Here is a 14948-nt window from a genome sequence, read left to right as displayed (position 1 = left end):
CACGGCTAGAACAGCGTCCCGACCTCCGGGCCGTCCAGCTCGTCGAGGAGCTCGGGCCCGTTGTTGCGGACGTTGCTGACGGCCGTGGAGACGGGGTACGCCCGCATCAGCCCCTGGGGCGGCGGCTCCAGGAGCGTGCGGACGTCCTCCGGGTCCGTGCGGGACGGGTCGAGCCACGCGTCCCAGCGGTCCGGTGTGAGCATGAGCGGCATCCGCGGGTGGATGTCCGCCAGCGACCGCGGCCCTTCCTTCGGCGCGACCCCGAGCGGAGCGGTCTCCGCCTCCAGCGTGATCACGGAGCACGTCACCCACCAGGCCAGCGGATGCTCGTCCGGCAGGGTCCGGTCGCGCCAGAACTCGTAGAGCCCGGCCATGGCGAACACCGAGCCGTCCGCCGGCGTCACGAAGTACGGCTGCTTGCGCGGGCGCTTCTTCCTGCCCTCGACCTCCAGGTCCCGCTCGGCTGACCCGGTCACCCACTCGTAATAGCCGTCGGCGGGGATGACGCACCGCCGGGTGGAGAACGCCCGCCGGAACGAGGGCTTCTCGTGGACCGTCTCGGCCCGCGCGTTGATCATCCGGGCCCCGCCCTCCGGCGTCTTGGCCCACGACGGCACGAGGCCCCACTTCAGCGTGCGGAGCTGGCGAACCGGACGGGGGTCCTCGGCGTCTTTCACCGGGCGGTCGAGTACCGCGTAGACCTCCTTCGTGGGAGCCACGTTGTAGTCGGGTGCCAGGGCCTCCTGGGGCTCCCACTTCTCGATCTCGAAGATTCCTGCGAGATCCTCGGGGCTACGACTCGATGCATACCGTCCGCACATACGTGCCACAGTGCCAGAACCCGACCGACCATCGAAGCGATACGAACGGGAGCAGCCGGAAACCATGGACACCAGCCTCTGGGACCGGATCTTCGGAACCCAGTCCGACCCCGACCAGTGGGTGGTGATCGCCACCGGCGTCGTCGCGCTCGCCGCGATCGTCCCGCACAACGTCTGGCGGCTCTCCCGCAACGCCATCACCATCGCCCACGAGGGCGGCCACGGACTGATCGCCCTCCTGATGGGCCGCCGCCTCGACGGCATCCGGCTGCACTCGGACACCAGCGGTCTGACCGTCAGCCGCGGCAAACCGACCGGCCTCGGCATGATCCTCACCGCGGCCGCCGGGTACACGGCCCCGCCGCTGCTCGGCCTCGGCGGCGCGGCGCTGCTCGCCGAGGGGCACATCACGCTGCTGCTGTGGCTGGCCACGGCGCTGCTCGTGGCGATGCTGGTGATGATCAGGAACGCGTACGGCGTGCTGACCGTGGTGGTGTCCGGCGGGGCGTTCCTGCTGGTGTCCTGGCTGGCCGGACCGCAGGTGCAGGCGGCCTTCGCGTACGCGGTGGTGTGGTTCCTGCTGCTCGGCGGGGTCCGGCCGGCGTTCGAGCTCCAGTCCAAGCGCCGTCGCGGCGGCGCCGGCGACTCGGACGCCGATCAGCTCTCCCGCCTCACGCACGTCCCCGCGGGAATGTGGTTCTTTTTCTTCCACGCCGTCTCACTGTGCGCACTGCTCGGCGGCGGTCGCTGGCTGCTCGGCCTGTGAACAGGTGGGTCCTGCCAGGCCCACTAAAGTAAAGGCATGACCACGAACCCCGCGCACACCGCACTCTGGCCCGCTCCTCTCGCGAGCGGAGCCATCGATGCCACCGTCCAGGTGCCGGGGTCGAAATCCGTCACCAACCGCGCCCTCGTCCTGGCCGCGCTCGCCGCGGAGCCGGGCTGGCTGCGCCGCCCGCTGCGCTCGCGCGACACCCTGCTGATGGTGGGCGCGCTGCGCGCGATGGGCGTGGGCATCGAGGAGGGCGTGGGCCCCGACGGCTCCGGCGAGGCCTGGCGCGTCATCCCCTCCGGGCTCCAGGGCCCGGCCACGATCGACGTCGGCAACGCGGGCACGGTCATGCGCTTCCTGCCGCCGGTCGCCGCGCTCGCCGACGGGCCGATCCGGTTCGACGGCGACCCGCGTTCGTACGAGCGTCCGCTGCACGGCGTGATCGACGCGCTGCGCGCGCTCGGCGCCCGGATCGACGACGAGGGGCGCGGCGCGCTGCCGCTGACCGTGCACGGCGGAGGGGCGCTCGACGGCGGCCCGGTCGAGATCGACGCCTCGTCGTCGTCCCAGTTCGTGAGCGCCCTGCTGCTCTCCGGGCCGCGCTTCAACCAGGGCGTGGAGGTCAGGCACACCGGCTCCACGCTCCCGTCGATGCCGCACATCCGGATGACGGTCGACATGCTGCGCGCGGTCGGCGCCCAGGTCGACACCCCGGAGTCGGGCGGCGAGGCGAACGTGTGGCGGGTCACGCCGGGCGCCCTGCTCGGCCGGGACATCACCATCGAGCCGGACCTGTCGAACGCCCAGCCGTTCCTGGCCGCGGCCCTGATCGCCGGCGGCACGGTGACGATCCCCGACTGGCCGGCGCACACCACGCAGCCCGGCGACGCGCTGCGCGAGATCTTCACGGAGATGGGCGGCAGCTGCGAGCTGACGGAGAACGGCCTGGAGTTCACCGGCACCGGCACGATCCACGGCATCGACGTGGACCTGGGCGAGGTCGGGGAGCTGACCCCGGGCATCGCCGCCGTGGCCGCGCTCGCCGACGGCCCGTCCACACTGCGCGGCGTCGCCCACCTGCGCCTGCACGAGACGGACCGGCTGGCCGCGCTCACCAAGGAGATCAACGAACTGGGCGGTGACGTGACGGAGACGGCCGACGGCCTGCACATCCGCCCGCGCCGGCTGCACGGCGGGATCTTCCACACGTACGACGACCACCGGATGGCGACCGCGGGGGCGATCATCGGCCTGGCCGTGGACGGCGTGCAGATCGAGAACGTCGCGACGACGGCGAAGACGCTGCCGGACTTCCCCGAGATGTGGACCACCATGCTCGGCACGGACCGCCTCGGGACCGACAGGCCGTAGGGAACGAGACGCGATGCGCCGCTACAGCAAGAACACCGACGAGGACGACATCCGCCAGCGCCCGAATCGCAAGGGCAACCGGCCTCGGACCAACATCAGGCCCAAGCACGAGGACGCCTCGGAGGGCATGGTCCTCACCGTCGACCGAGGGCGTCTGACCGTCCTGATCGACGACGTCCCCGTCACCGCGATGAAGGCCCGCGAACTGGGCCGCAAGGCCGCCGTGGTCGGCGACCAGGTGGCCGTCGTCGGCGATCTGACCGGCAAGAAGGACACGCTCGCGCGCATCGTGCGGATCGAGCCGCGCACCTCCGTGCTGCGCCGCACGGCCGACGACGACGACCCGTACGAGCGCGTCGTCGTCGCCAACGCGGACCAGCTCGCCATCGTCACCGCGCTCGCCGACCCCGAGCCGCGCCCGCGCATGATCGACCGCTGCCTCGTGGCCGCGTACGACAGCGGACTCGACCCCCTCCTGGTCCTCACGAAGTCGGACCTGGCCCCGCCGGACAAGCTCCTGGAGCTCTACGGCGACCTCGACATCCCCTACGTCGTGACCAGCCGCGAGGAGCTGGAGAACGGCTCGGCGGTGGCCCGGGTGCGCGAGCAGCTCGACGGCAAGATCACCGCGTTCGTCGGGCACTCCGGCGTCGGCAAGACCACCCTGGTCAACGCGCTGGTGGCGCGGGACCAGCGGCGTACGACGGGGCATGTCAACGCGGTCACGGGCCGCGGCCGGCACACCACGACGTCCGCGCTCGCGCTGCCCCTGTCGGACGACGCGGGCTGGGTGGTCGACACCCCGGGCGTCCGCTCGTTCGGCCTGCACCACGTGGACCCGTCGCGCGTCATCCACGCCTTCCCCGATCTGGAGCCCGGCACGGAGAACTGCCCGCGCGCGTGCAGCCACGACGAGCCGGACTGCGCCCTGGACGCCTGGGTGGAGGCGGGGCACGCGGACCCGGCGCGCCTCTACTCGCTGCGTCGGCTGCTCGCGACCCGCGAGCGCCGCGAGGGCGACTGACCTCCGGCTTGTTTGCTGCCCCCGCGCACCGGTAAAGGCATAATCGCACCAAGCCGGACGCAAGATCGAGATCGGGAACACGCACACCGAGATCAGTGGAACGCGGGAGGCAATACGCATGGCGTGGCTGCTGGTGGTCGTCGCGGGGATTCTCGAGACCGGTTTCGCCGTCTGTCTGAAGCTCTCGCACGGCTTCACCCGGCTGTGGCCGACGATCGCGTTCGCCGCGTTCGCGCTCGGCAGCTTCGGCCTCCTCACGCTCTCGCTGAGAAAGCTGGACGTGGGTCCGGCGTACGCGGTGTGGACGGGCATCGGCGCGGCCGGCACCGCGATCTACGGAATGATCTTCCTCGGTGACGTGGTCTCCACCCTCAAGATCGTCTCGATCAGCCTGGTGATCGCGGGCGTGATCGGCCTCCAGCTGTCGGGCTCGGCGCACTGACGGTCCCGGAGGTCCGGCGCCCCCCCGCCCGCTCAGCTCGCGACCCGTCCGGGCCGGATGGCCTCCCGCACCATCCGCCCCACTCCGCCCTCGCCCGGCGGCACCATCACGCACGACAGCGCGAGCCGCACCGCCAGCTCGCAGTCCCGCGCCAGCGTCTCCGTCTCGCCCTTCGCGGCGCCCGGCGACCCGAGCGCGGCCAGGGACCGGTCGCGTACGGCACTGACGAAGTCGGTCGGCGCGGGCAGCGGGCCGTCCGCGCGGCGCTGCGCCGGCACGGCCGAGGACGACGGCACCGCGGACAGGGTCGGGGAGGGCAGCCGCTCGCTCCAGCAGCCGGTCAGCGTGGCCCGCACCAGCGGATTGCGTCGGGCGCTCGCCACCGTCCACTCGGCGACCGTGTCGAGGCCGCCTTCCTTCAGGGCCCGGTCGACGCCCGCGAGGTAGGCGTCGGCCTCACGCCGCACGAGGGCGCGGGCGAGCCCCTCCTTGGAGCCGAACTCGTTGTAGAGGGTCTGCCGGGAGACCCCGGCGACCGCGGCCACGTCCACCATCCGCACCCCGGACCATGGGCGTCGCGCCAGCGCCGTGTACGCCGCGTCGAGCAGGGATTCCCGCGCTGCAGGCATCGTCGCCTCCCGGGGCCGCAGTGTGCGTACGGCTTGTTTCGCCAGAGTTGACGGGGTTGTCCGCTCTGTCAATAGCCCGCACGGCCTCCTGCCCCCCGGTTGCCCGCCCGCCTCCGGGTCAAGCGTCGGGTCAGGCCCGCGTCGCGGCCCACACCCCGCGCGTACCGGCACACACCGCGCATCACGCCCCGTACCGCCTCAGGCTTCGCATCAGGCCCTGTAGCAGCGGACCGACCACGATCGATACTGTTCACTCATGCCCGACTACCACGATGATCTGCGTCTCGCCCACGTCCTCGCGGACGCCGCCGACGCCGCGACGATGGACCGGTTCAAGGCGCTCGACCTGAAGGTGGAGACGAAGCCGGACATGACGCCGGTGAGCGAGGCCGACAAGTCCGCCGAGGAGCTGATCCGCAATCACCTCCAGCGGGCACGGCCGCGGGACGCGGTCCTCGGCGAGGAGTACGGGGTCGAGGGCACGGGTCCGCGCCGCTGGGTGATCGACCCGATCGACGGCACCAAGAACTACGTCCGCGGCGTCCCGGTGTGGGCCACGCTGATCTCCCTCATGGAGGCGGGCGAAGGCGGCTACCAGCCGGTCGTCGGCGTCGTCTCGGCGCCCGCGCTCGGCCGCCGCTGGTGGGCGGCGAAGGGAGCGGGCGCGTACACGGGCCGCAGCCTGACCTCGGCGACCCGGCTGCACGTCTCGAAGGTGGGCCGGCTGGCCGACGCCTCGTTCGCGTACTCCTCGCTGACCGGCTGGGAGGAGCAGGGCCGCCTCGACGGGTTCCTGGACCTGACCCGCGCCGTCTGGCGCACCCGCGGGTACGGCGACTTCTGGCCCTACATGATGGTCGCCGAGGGTTCGATCGACCTGTGCGCCGAGCCGGAGCTCTCCCTGTGGGACATGGCGGCGAACGCGATCATCGTGACCGAGGCGGGCGGCTCCTTCACGGGCCTCGACGGGCGTCCGGGCCCGCACAGCGGCAACGCGGCGGCGTCGAACGGCCTGCTGCACGGCGAGCTGTTGAGCTACCTGCGCCCCTGAACTCACCTCCCGCGCCCCCTTGTTGACGCTCCCTTTACCTGTAACTCTGAGAGTCCCCCCACTTGTGAACTTGTGAACCGTTTCTCGTAGGAGTCCGCTCCCGCGGGGCCGCGGTGCCACAGGTGACTCACACAGGAAAGGTGGCTCCATCCATGCTCGTCCGTGACGCCATGAGCACGATGGTCCTCACCATCGGTCCCACCCACACCCTGCGCCAGGCGGCCCGTCTGATGGCCGCCCGCCGCGTCGGAGCGGCCGTGGTCCTCGACCCTGACGGTTCCGGCATCGGCATCCTGACCGAGCGCGACATCCTCAACTCCGTCGGCCTCGACCAGAACCCGGACCACGAGACAGCGGGCACCCACACCACGACCGACGTCGTCTTCGCCGCTCCGGCCTGGACGCTGGACGACGCCGCGGAGGCCATGTCGCACGGCGGCTTCCGTCACCTCATCGTGCTCGACGGCCAGGAGGCGATCGGCATCGTGTCGGTCCGCGACATCATCCGCTGCTGGGCCCCGACCAGGCGGCACGCGGCGGCCTCGACCCTGACGGTCTGATCCCGCACGGGACACACGCGTACGACCGTCTCCGTACGACGAAGAGGGCCGGCTCCCCGAAAGGAACCGGCCCTCCTCACCACAGCCTCGGATCAGGGCCCCCGACCAGGACGCGGACCGGGGCTCGGATCACCGCTCCACCAGGACTCAGACCAGGTCGAAGCGGTCGAGGTCCATGACCTTGGACCACGCGGCGACGAAGTCGTTCACGAACTTCTCCTTCGCGTCGTCGCTCGCGTAGACCTCGGCGACGGCGCGCAGCTCGGAGTTCGAGCCGAACACGAGGTCGGCGCGGGTGCCGGTCCACTTGACGGCGCCCGACGCGTCACGCGCCTCGAACTCGTCCTGCGCCTCGGACGTCGACTTCCACTCGGTGTCCAGGTCGAGCAGGTTGACGAAGAAGTCGTTCGTCAGCGTGCCCGGCCGGTCCGTGAGGACGCCGTGCTTGGACTGGGCGTGGTTGGCGCCCAGCACGCGCAGGCCGCCGACGAGGACCGTCAGCTCGGGCGCGCTCAGGTTGAGCAGGTTCGCCTTGTCGAGCAGCAGGTACTCGGCGGGCAGGCGGTTGCCCTTGCCCACGTAGTTGCGGAAGCCGTCGGCGGTCGGCTCCAGCGCGGCGAACGACTCGACGTCCGTCTGCTCCTGCGAGGCGTCGACCCGGCCCGCGCTGAACGGCACCGTGACGTCGTGACCGGCGTCCTTGGCCGCCTTCTCGACGGCCGCCGAGCCCGCGAGCACGATCAGGTCGGCGAGCGAGACCTGCTTGCCGCCCTGGGCGTTGAACGCCTCCTGGACGCCTTCGAGGGTGCGCAGGACCGCGGCGAGCTGGTCGGGGTTGTTGACCTCCCAGTTGCGCTGCGGCTCCAGGCGGACGCGGGCGCCGTTGGCACCGCCGCGCTTGTCGCTGCCGCGGAAGGAGGACGCGGAGGCCCAGGCGGCGGAGACGAGCTCGGAGACCGAGTGGCCGGAACCGAGGATGCGCTCCTTGAGGGAGGCGATGTCCGCGGCGTCGATCAGCTCACCGGTGCGGGCCGGCAGCGGGTCCTGCCACAGCAGCGTCTCGGAGGGGACCTCCGGGCCGAGGTAGCGGACGACGGGGCCCATGTCGCGGTGCGTCAGCTTGTACCAGGCGCGGGCGAAGGCGTCCGCGAACTGGTCCGGGTTCTCGTAGAAGCGGCGCGAGATCGGCTCGTAGATCGGGTCGAAGCGCAGCGACAGGTCGGTGGTGAGCATCGTCGGGCGGTGCTTCTTCGACGCGTCGAAGGCGTCCGGGATGGTCTCCTCGGCGTCCTTCGCGATCCACTGGTGGGCGCCGGCCGGGCTCTTGGTGAGCTCGTACTCGTGCTCGAAGAGGTTCGCGAAGAACCCGTTGCTCCACCGGGTCGGGGTGCTGGTCCAGGTCACCTCGAGGCCGGACGTGATCGCGTCCTTGCCGACGCCCGTGCCGTACGTGGACTTCCAGCCGAGGCCCAGCTGCTCCATGGGAGCGGCCTCGGGGTCGGCCTGCACGTTGTCCGCGGGGCCCGCGCCGTGGGTCTTGCCGAAGGTGTGGCCACCGGCGATGAGCGCGACGGTCTCCTCGTCGTTCATCGCCATGCGGCGGAACGTCTCACGGATGTCGCGGGCCGCGGCGATCGGGTCCGGGTTCCCGTTCGGGCCCTCCGGGTTGACGTAGATGAGGCCCATCTGGACGGCGCCGAGCGGGTTCTCCAGCTCGCGGTCGCCGGTGTAGCGGCCGTCGCCGAGCCACTCGGTCTCGGGGCCCCAGTACACGTCCTCCTCGGGCTCCCACACGTCCTCGCGGCCACCGGCGAAGCCGAAGGTCTCGAAGCCCATCGTCTCCAGCGCCACATTGCCCGTGAGGATCATGAGGTCGGCCCAGGAGATGCTCTTGCCGTACTTCTTCTTGACCGGCCACAGGAGCCGGCGGGCCTTGTCCAGGGACGCGTTGTCCGGCCAGCTGTTGAGCGGCGCGAACCGCTGCTGCCCGGCGCCCGCGCCACCGCGGCCGTCACTGATGCGGTACGTACCGGCCGAGTGCCAGGCCATACGGATCATCAGCGGGCCGTAGTTGCCGAAGTCGGCCGGCCACCAGTCCTGCGAGGTGGTGAGCACCTCGGCGATGTCCCGCTTCACGGCGGGCAGGTCCAGGGCGTTGAACGCCTCGGCGTAGTCGAAGTCCTCCCCCATCGGATTCGCCACGGCGGGGTTCTTGGCGAGGATCTTCAGATTGAGCCGCTCCGGCCACCACTGACGGTTTCCTCCGCCCTGGGTCGGGTGCGGCGCACGGCCGTGCGCGACCGGGCAACCACCCGTCCCCTCAGCCTTCGGGTCAGTGACGATTGCTTCATGGTTCTCGGACATTGGGGGCCCTTCCGGAGTCGTCCTGTCGCTTGGCCTGAGCCGTTTGTGATCCTACAATGGACAATGTCTAAGTCAAGCTATGCTCCAAACTTACGCCCGTTCGGGACCTGGGTCCCTTGACTGTTAGGCTGGTCTGTATGAGTGACCTGTTGGAACGACTGCGCGGACGCGGCTGGCGTATGACCGCCCAGCGGCGCGTCGTCGCCGAGGTCCTCGACGGGGACCACGTCCATCTGACAGCCGACGAGGTGCACGCCCGCGCCGTCGCCAAGCTTCCCGAGATCTCCCGCGCCACCGTGTACAACACGCTGGGCGAGATGGTCTCCCTCGGCGAGGTCATCGAGGTCGCCACGGACAAGCGCGCGAAGCGGTACGACCCGAACGCGCACCGTCCGCACCAGCACCTGGTCTGCGCCCGGTGCGGCCAGATCCGCGACGTCCACCCGAGCGGCAACCCGCTGACGGACCTCCCCGACACCGAGCGCTTCGGCTTCACCATCTCGGACGTCGAGGTCACGTACAGGGGCCTGTGCCCCAACTGCGCGGCCAAGGCGTAGAGCGTCCCTTCAGCGGAGGCGCGGACCGCTGCGCGATCAGCCCGCACCCGGCAACACCCCCGCATGTCGACCATCAAGAAGGCCCGCACCTCACAGGTGCGGGCCTTCTTGATGTGCCCCGCCGGAGCACGGCGAACGACGCGAACACCCGCGACGAGCCCACGACCGCCGCCGAAGCGTGCCCCAGCCACGCACCCTCTTCCGAAATCTGACACCCCGTCATATTCTCGCGGGCGCCCACCACACTCCGCCGCACCCCCGGAGGGCTCCGTGCACCCACACAAACTCCGCGCCACCGACCTCACCCGGACCTTCGACACCACGCACGCCCTCGGCCCCCTGGACCTCACGGTCGCCCCCGGCGAATTCGTCTGTGTCGTAGGCCCTTCGGGGTGCGGCAAGTCCACCCTGCTCCGGATAGCCGCGGGCCTGACCCGTCCCTCCACCGGCACCCTGGAGATCCGCACCAGCAGCCCCCGCCCCGCCGCGATGATCTTCCAGGACTACGGCATCTACGACTGGAAGACGGTCCTGGCCAACGTCCGGTTCGGCCTCGACATCCAGAAGGTCCCCCGCAAGGAGGCGAACGCCCGCGCCCGCGGCTGGCTGACCCGGATGGGCCTCGCCGACTTCGCCGACGCGTACCCCGCGGCCCTCTCCGGCGGCATGCGCCAACGCGTGGCGATCGCACGGGCACTGGCGGTCGAGCCGGAGATCCTGCTCATGGACGAGCCCTTCGCCGCGCTCGACGCCCAGCTCCGCACGATCCTCCAGGACGAGCTCCTCGCCCTCACCCAGACGACCCGTACCACCACGCTGTTCATCACGCACAGCCTGGAGGAGGCGATCGTCCTCGGCGACCGCGTCCTCGTGATGTCGGCGCGGCCCGGCCGCGTGATCGCGGAGCGCCGCCCGCCCTTCCCCCGCCCGCGCACGGGAGACATCCGCGCCACCCCTGAATTCACCGCCCTGAAGGGCGAGTTGTGGGACCTGCTGCGCGGCGAGGTGCACCAGGAGGCGGTCCCGGCATGACCACGACCGCCCCCGCCGAGGACACCGCCGACCTCCTGGTCCGCGCCCCGGGGCCCCAGGAACTCCACCCCGCCCGAACCCGCCGCAGGCGCCGCGCCCTCGAACTCTCGCTCGCCGCCGCCGTCCCGCTCGCCCTCGTCCTGCTGTGGCAGCTGGCGGCGACGCAGGCCTGGATCGACGCCCGCGTCTACCCCGCCCCCTCCACGATCCTGGCCGACGGCTGGGACCGGGCGGCCGCCGGCGACCTGTGGCCCGACGTCCGGGCCACCCTCAAGCGCGTCCTCGCGGGCTACGCGATCGGCACCGTCGCGGGCTACCTCCTGGGCCTCCTCATGGGGTCGATCCCCTTGATCCGCGCGGCACTCGAACCCCTCCTCGACGCTCTCTACGTCGTCCCGAAACTGGCCCTGCTCCCCGTCTTCCTCAACATGTTCGGACTCGGCGAGGGCCCCCAGATCGCGCTCGTCGCGGCGACGGTCTTCTTCTTCGTATGGATCTCGACGATGGCGGCCGTCGTCTCCGTCCCGTCCGGACACCGCGACGCGGGCCAGGTCTTCGGCGCCTCCCCCTGGCAGATGTTCCGCCACGTCCTGCTGCCCGCCTCGCTGCCCGCCGTCCTCGTGGGCGCGCGCATCGCGGCGGGCGTCGCGGTCCTCGTCATCGTCGCCTCGGAGCAGATAGCGGCGACGAACGGCCTCGGCCATCTCATCTTCGACGCCCGCGCCCTGTTCCAGAACGACGTGATGTTCGTCGGCATCGTCTGCGTGGCCGTCCTCGGCGTCGTCTTCTCCGAACTGGTGCGCCTCGCGGGCCGGTTGCTCACTCCGTGGGCCCCGCGCGACCGCGGCCGCGGCCAGTCCTGACCTCATCGCTGTGTACGGAGGATCGCTGTGTACGGAGGTTCCATGCGCACCAGAACCATGGGAACGACCCTGCTCGTGACCGGCGCTCTGCTGATCGGGGCGACGGCGTGCGCCAAGAACGACGCCGCGTCCGACGCGGCGGCCGCGAAGCCCCGCACGATCAAGGCGGTCGCGGGCTGCGGCGAGGGGAGCTGGACCGATCCCGCCGACCTCGCCCCGGACCGGAAGCCGGCCCGCTGCGCCTCCGGCGCCCCCGCCCCCGTCAAGCTCGGCAAGACCCGCAAGCTGACGATCGCGACGGGCACGCTCAGCGCCGAGTACGTGGCTCCGCTCGAAATGGCGCTCAAGAAGGGCGAGTTCGCCAAGGAGGGCCTGGATGTGACCTTGAAGGTCCTGCCCACCCCGGACGCCCTCCCCCTCCTCGCCAAGGGCGACATCGACGCCCAGTGGGCCGCGCCAGAGGCCGCCGTCATGAACGGCATCCTCGGCGGCTTCGACATCAAGTGGGTCGCCGGGAACTTCTCCCCCGACCCGAAGTCGCGGTCCGGCCTGTGGGTACGCCTGAAGGACGGGCAGTCCGCGTCGCACGTCCCCATGGCGGGGCGGAAGCTGGGCACGATGATCGGCAAGGGATCCGTCATCTCGTACCCCATGAACACCGCGCTGAAGAAGCACGGCGGCGGCCTCGACAAGATCCGGTTCCAGCAGCTCGGCTCGGCCGACGTCCTGACCGCGCTCCAGAACGGCGGCGTCGACTCGGCCTGGCTGCTCGACCCCGTCTGGCGCAGGATCGACGGCGACCAGCGCTTCGCGTTCCTCGGCGGCCAGCCCCAGGGCGAACCGCTCGGCGGCCTCCTCTTCGGCCCGAACCTCCTCAAGGACGACCCGGACGCGGGCGTCGCCCTCCTGCGCGCGTACATCCGCACCGTGAACACGTACTTCCCGGGCGACTACAAGAAGGACCCCGCGTTCGTGACGGAGCTGGCCGCTCTGCTCAAGACGGACAAGGACGTCCTGGAGTCGACGCCGTCACTGCGCATGGACTGGGAGATCCGCGGCGGCACGACGGACCGGCTCCAGGCCGCCTACAAGGCGGCGGGGGTCGCGGAGGGCGATCCGCTGCCGGAGTCCAGGACGGTGGACAGGAAACTGTACGAGGAGGCGGTCGGCCACACGTCCTGACCGCGCGCCATCCCGGAGCCCGTCCGGAAACACGCCTGAGGCCCGGAGCTTTACGCTCCGGGCCTCAGGACTTTCAGTAGCGGGGACAGGATTTGAACCTGCGACCTCTGGGTTATGAGCCCAGCGAGCTACCGAGCTGCTCCACCCCGCGCCGTTGAACGCAACCTTACGGGACCCCTCCGACCAGCGCAAATCCGTTCCCGCGGGGCCGTGAGCGCCCGCCCGAGCACCCGGACGGGCACCTCCCGGGGCCCGTCCGGGCCTGCGCGCGGGCGTGAGCGCGACGCCTACGCGGTCAGCTCCTGGCGCAGCGCGTCCCGCAGCCGACCCGCCCGCTCCGCGACCTCCGCGGGGCCGAGCTCCACGGCCCGGGACGCCCACTTCTGCCCCTCGACGAGATCGCCGCGGCGGGCGCGCAGCAGGGCGAGCCGGAGCGCGGCCCGGCCGTGCCCGGCGTCCGCGGCCCGCGTCCACCACAGCGCGGCCTCGGGCTCGCTTCCTCGCGGGCGAGCAGCAGCCCGAGGTTGAACGCCCCGTTCCGGGATCCGGCCTCCGCGGCCTCGCGGTACCAGCGCGCCGCCTCGACGACGTCACCGCGCGCGGCGGCGAGCATGCCGACACGCACCTGCGCGCGCCGGTGCCCGTGCTCGGCGGCCCGCTCGTACCACTCCTCGCACTCGCTCTTCACGGTGACGGGCTCGCCCAGCTCGTGCCGGACCTCCGGCGGCCTGCGCACGTCGAGGAGCGAGGCGAGCCGGTAGGCCGCCTCGGCGCTGCCGCCGCCCGCCGCGCACCGCAGATGCCGCTCGGCGGTCTGCTCGTCGCCTTCGAGGAGGCGCGCGATGCCGACCTGGAGCGCGGCCTCCGTGTGCCCGCCGGCGGCGGCCCGCTCGTACCACTGGAGCGCCTTCTGGTGCGACTCCTCGTCCTCGCGGCCCGCGTACAGGATCCCGAGGTTGAAGGCCGCGTCGACGCTGCCGGCCTCGGCCGCCTTGGAGAACCAGGGCTCGGCGCCGACCGCGTCCCCGTTCTGGAGGAGCAGCACGGCCAGCGCGTTGGCCGCCTCGCGGTGACCCGCGTAGGCGGCGCGCCGGTACCAGCCCTCGGCCTGCGCGGTGCGCTTCTGCTCGGCGCACAGCAGGCCGAGGTTGTACGCGCCGTTGTTGTCGCCCGCGTCCATGGCGGCGCGGTACCAGCGCTCGGCGGTCTGCGTCTCACCACGCTGGGCGTGCAGCGCTCCGAGCGCGTTCGCCGCGTTCCCGTCGCCGTCCTGGGCGGCGCGCAGCCACCACACGGCGGCGCTCTCCTCGTCCCCGGCGTCGCGCAGCAGGAACGCCAGGGCGCACGCCGCGCGCGGCTCGCCGTCCTTGGCGGACGTCAGGTACCAGCGCCCGGCCTCCTTCAGGGCGCCGCGCTTCTCCAGGATCGAGCCGAGGTGCAGCGCGGCCCTGCGGTGCCCGCGCGCGGCGGCCTGCCGGTACCACTGCTCCGCCTCGACGGCCGGCTTCCTGTCGCCTTCGGGCCCTTCGGGTACGCGGACGTCGTCGGGGCCCTGCTGGGCGGCCTGCCGGTCGAGGGCGCGGGCCAGCCGGTACGCGGCCTCGCGGTGCCCGCGCTCGGCGGCGACGCGCATCCAGCGCTCGGCGCCGACATCGCTGCGGTGCTCCAGGAGGTCGGCGAGGGCGTAGGCGCCCAGGGTGTGGCCCTGCTCGGCGGACTGGCGCAGCCAGTACTCGGCGGCGGGCTCGTCGCCGCGCTCGCGGAAGTAGCGGCCGAGGGCGTGCGCGGCGGGGGCCGAACCGGCGACGGCGGCGACCCGCCACCAGCCGGCGGCCTCTTCCGCGTAGCCGCGCGTGTGCAGGAGGACACCGAGGTTGTTGGCCGCGGCGCGGTCGCCCGCCCCCGTGGCAGCGCGCAGCAGGGGCTCCGCTCCGTCGAGATCACCGCGGCGCAGCAGCATGGCGCCGAGGACGCTCATCGCCTCGACGTCACCGGCCTCCGCGGCCAGCCGCTGGCGTGCTTCTTCGGCAGCCTCTCCGGGTTCGTCCCGATCTGTCGGCTGCACAAACCGCCCTGTCTCCAACAGAGTTGCCTTGTCCCCCATAACGTCCATCGTCGCACCACCTGCAACCTGGGTACACCTCGTATACCGCAGCCAGTGAGGTCACTTCAGCGTTTTGTCGACATGCCCACAGGGCGACAAGTGAAACACAATTTTCCCAACTCCCCCCGGGCGGAGCAGTCTTCGCACGAACTTGGTACACGCATCGCACATGCCAG

The 14948-nt window shown here is 71.7% G+C and carries 13 protein-coding genes, 1 tRNA gene and 1 pseudogene; 10 read left to right on the top strand and 5 right to left on the bottom strand.

Features of this window, described 5'->3' with window-relative positions; all coding sequences use genetic code 11:
• Window positions 1-5 precede the first annotated feature (5 nt).
• Complete coding sequence (locus V2W30_RS26280) at window positions 6-821, bottom strand: SOS response-associated peptidase (RefSeq protein ID WP_338700288.1); 816 nt, start codon at window positions 819-821, stop codon at window positions 6-8.
• Window positions 822-885: 64 nt separating this feature from the next.
• Between V2W30_RS26280 and V2W30_RS26275 the strand changes: the two genes are divergently transcribed.
• The 4 genes from V2W30_RS26275 to V2W30_RS26260 all read left to right on the top strand — a co-directional run bounded on the left by V2W30_RS26275 (window position 886) and on the right by V2W30_RS26260 (window position 4430).
• A complete protein-coding gene (locus tag V2W30_RS26275) occupies window positions 886-1587 on the top strand; it encodes a M50 family metallopeptidase (protein WP_338700286.1) in 702 nt (233 codons plus the stop codon).
• 36 nt (window positions 1588-1623) lie between these two features.
• Entirely contained in the window at window positions 1624-2964 is a 1341-nt protein-coding gene (aroA, locus tag V2W30_RS26270; protein WP_338700284.1) for a 3-phosphoshikimate 1-carboxyvinyltransferase, read from the top strand.
• 13 nt (window positions 2965-2977) lie between these two features.
• Window positions 2978-3988 (top strand): ribosome small subunit-dependent GTPase A, encoded by a 1011-nt coding sequence (gene rsgA / locus V2W30_RS26265; RefSeq protein ID WP_338700282.1) that lies wholly within the window; start codon window positions 2978-2980, stop codon window positions 3986-3988.
• Between the two features lie 118 nt (window positions 3989-4106).
• Window positions 4107-4430, top strand: coding sequence for a multidrug efflux SMR transporter (locus V2W30_RS26260; RefSeq protein WP_338700281.1), 324 nt, complete (start codon window positions 4107-4109; stop codon window positions 4428-4430).
• A 32-nt stretch (window positions 4431-4462) separates the two neighbouring features.
• On the opposite strand, the gene V2W30_RS26255 is transcribed toward V2W30_RS26260, so the two are convergent.
• On the bottom strand, window positions 4463-5059 hold the full coding sequence (locus tag V2W30_RS26255; RefSeq protein WP_338700280.1) for a TetR/AcrR family transcriptional regulator: 597 nt from the start codon (window positions 5057-5059) through the stop codon (window positions 4463-4465).
• Between the two features lie 256 nt (window positions 5060-5315).
• Here V2W30_RS26255 and hisN point away from each other — a divergent pair, with 256 nt between their 5' ends.
• Together hisN and V2W30_RS26245 are read left to right on the top strand one after the other, a co-directional pair.
• Window positions 5316-6110 carry a histidinol-phosphatase gene (hisN, locus tag V2W30_RS26250; RefSeq protein ID WP_338700279.1) on the top strand — a complete coding sequence of 265 codons (795 nt, stop codon included), beginning with the start codon at window positions 5316-5318 and terminating at the stop codon, window positions 6108-6110.
• Window positions 6111-6262: 152 nt separating this feature from the next.
• Window positions 6263-6670: a CBS domain-containing protein gene (locus V2W30_RS26245; RefSeq protein ID WP_338700277.1), complete on the top strand. Its 408-nt coding sequence runs from the start codon at window positions 6263-6265 to the stop codon at window positions 6668-6670.
• Window positions 6671-6817: 147 nt separating this feature from the next.
• Here V2W30_RS26245 and katG read toward each other — a convergent pair whose 3' ends face one another.
• A complete protein-coding gene (gene katG / locus V2W30_RS26240; RefSeq protein WP_338700275.1) occupies window positions 6818-9034 on the bottom strand; it encodes a catalase/peroxidase HPI in 2217 nt (738 codons plus the stop codon).
• Between the two features lie 137 nt (window positions 9035-9171).
• On the opposite strand from katG, the gene V2W30_RS26235 reads away from it, so the two are divergent.
• The 4 genes from V2W30_RS26235 to V2W30_RS26220 all read left to right on the top strand — a co-directional run bounded on the left by V2W30_RS26235 (window position 9172) and on the right by V2W30_RS26220 (window position 12668).
• Window positions 9172-9591, top strand: coding sequence for a Fur family transcriptional regulator (locus tag V2W30_RS26235; protein ID WP_338700274.1), 420 nt, complete (start codon window positions 9172-9174; stop codon window positions 9589-9591).
• Window positions 9592-9861: 270 nt separating this feature from the next.
• On the top strand, window positions 9862-10623 hold the full coding sequence (locus tag V2W30_RS26230) for an ABC transporter ATP-binding protein (RefSeq protein ID WP_338700273.1): 762 nt from the start codon (window positions 9862-9864) through the stop codon (window positions 10621-10623).
• A complete protein-coding gene (locus tag V2W30_RS26225) occupies window positions 10620-11486 on the top strand; it encodes an ABC transporter permease (protein WP_338700271.1) in 867 nt (288 codons plus the stop codon). The genes V2W30_RS26230 and V2W30_RS26225 overlap by 4 nt, the downstream gene beginning before the upstream one ends.
• Before the next feature lie 42 nt (window positions 11487-11528).
• Window positions 11529-12668, top strand: coding sequence for an ABC transporter substrate-binding protein (locus V2W30_RS26220; protein ID WP_338700269.1), 1140 nt, complete (start codon window positions 11529-11531; stop codon window positions 12666-12668).
• Between the two features lie 77 nt (window positions 12669-12745).
• Here V2W30_RS26220 and V2W30_RS26215 read toward each other — a convergent pair.
• Window positions 12746-12819: transfer RNA gene (locus V2W30_RS26215), tRNA-Met, on the bottom strand.
• 136 nt (window positions 12820-12955) lie between these two features.
• Window positions 12956-14781, bottom strand: a pseudogene (locus tag V2W30_RS26210) (tetratricopeptide repeat protein).
• Between the last annotated feature and the right edge of the window lie 167 nt (window positions 14782-14948).

Source organism: Streptomyces sp. Q6, from assembly GCF_036967205.1.
Lineage (GTDB): Bacteria > Actinomycetota > Actinomycetes > Streptomycetales > Streptomycetaceae > Streptomyces > Streptomyces citrinus.
This window is presented reverse-complemented; position numbering and strand designations above follow the sequence as displayed.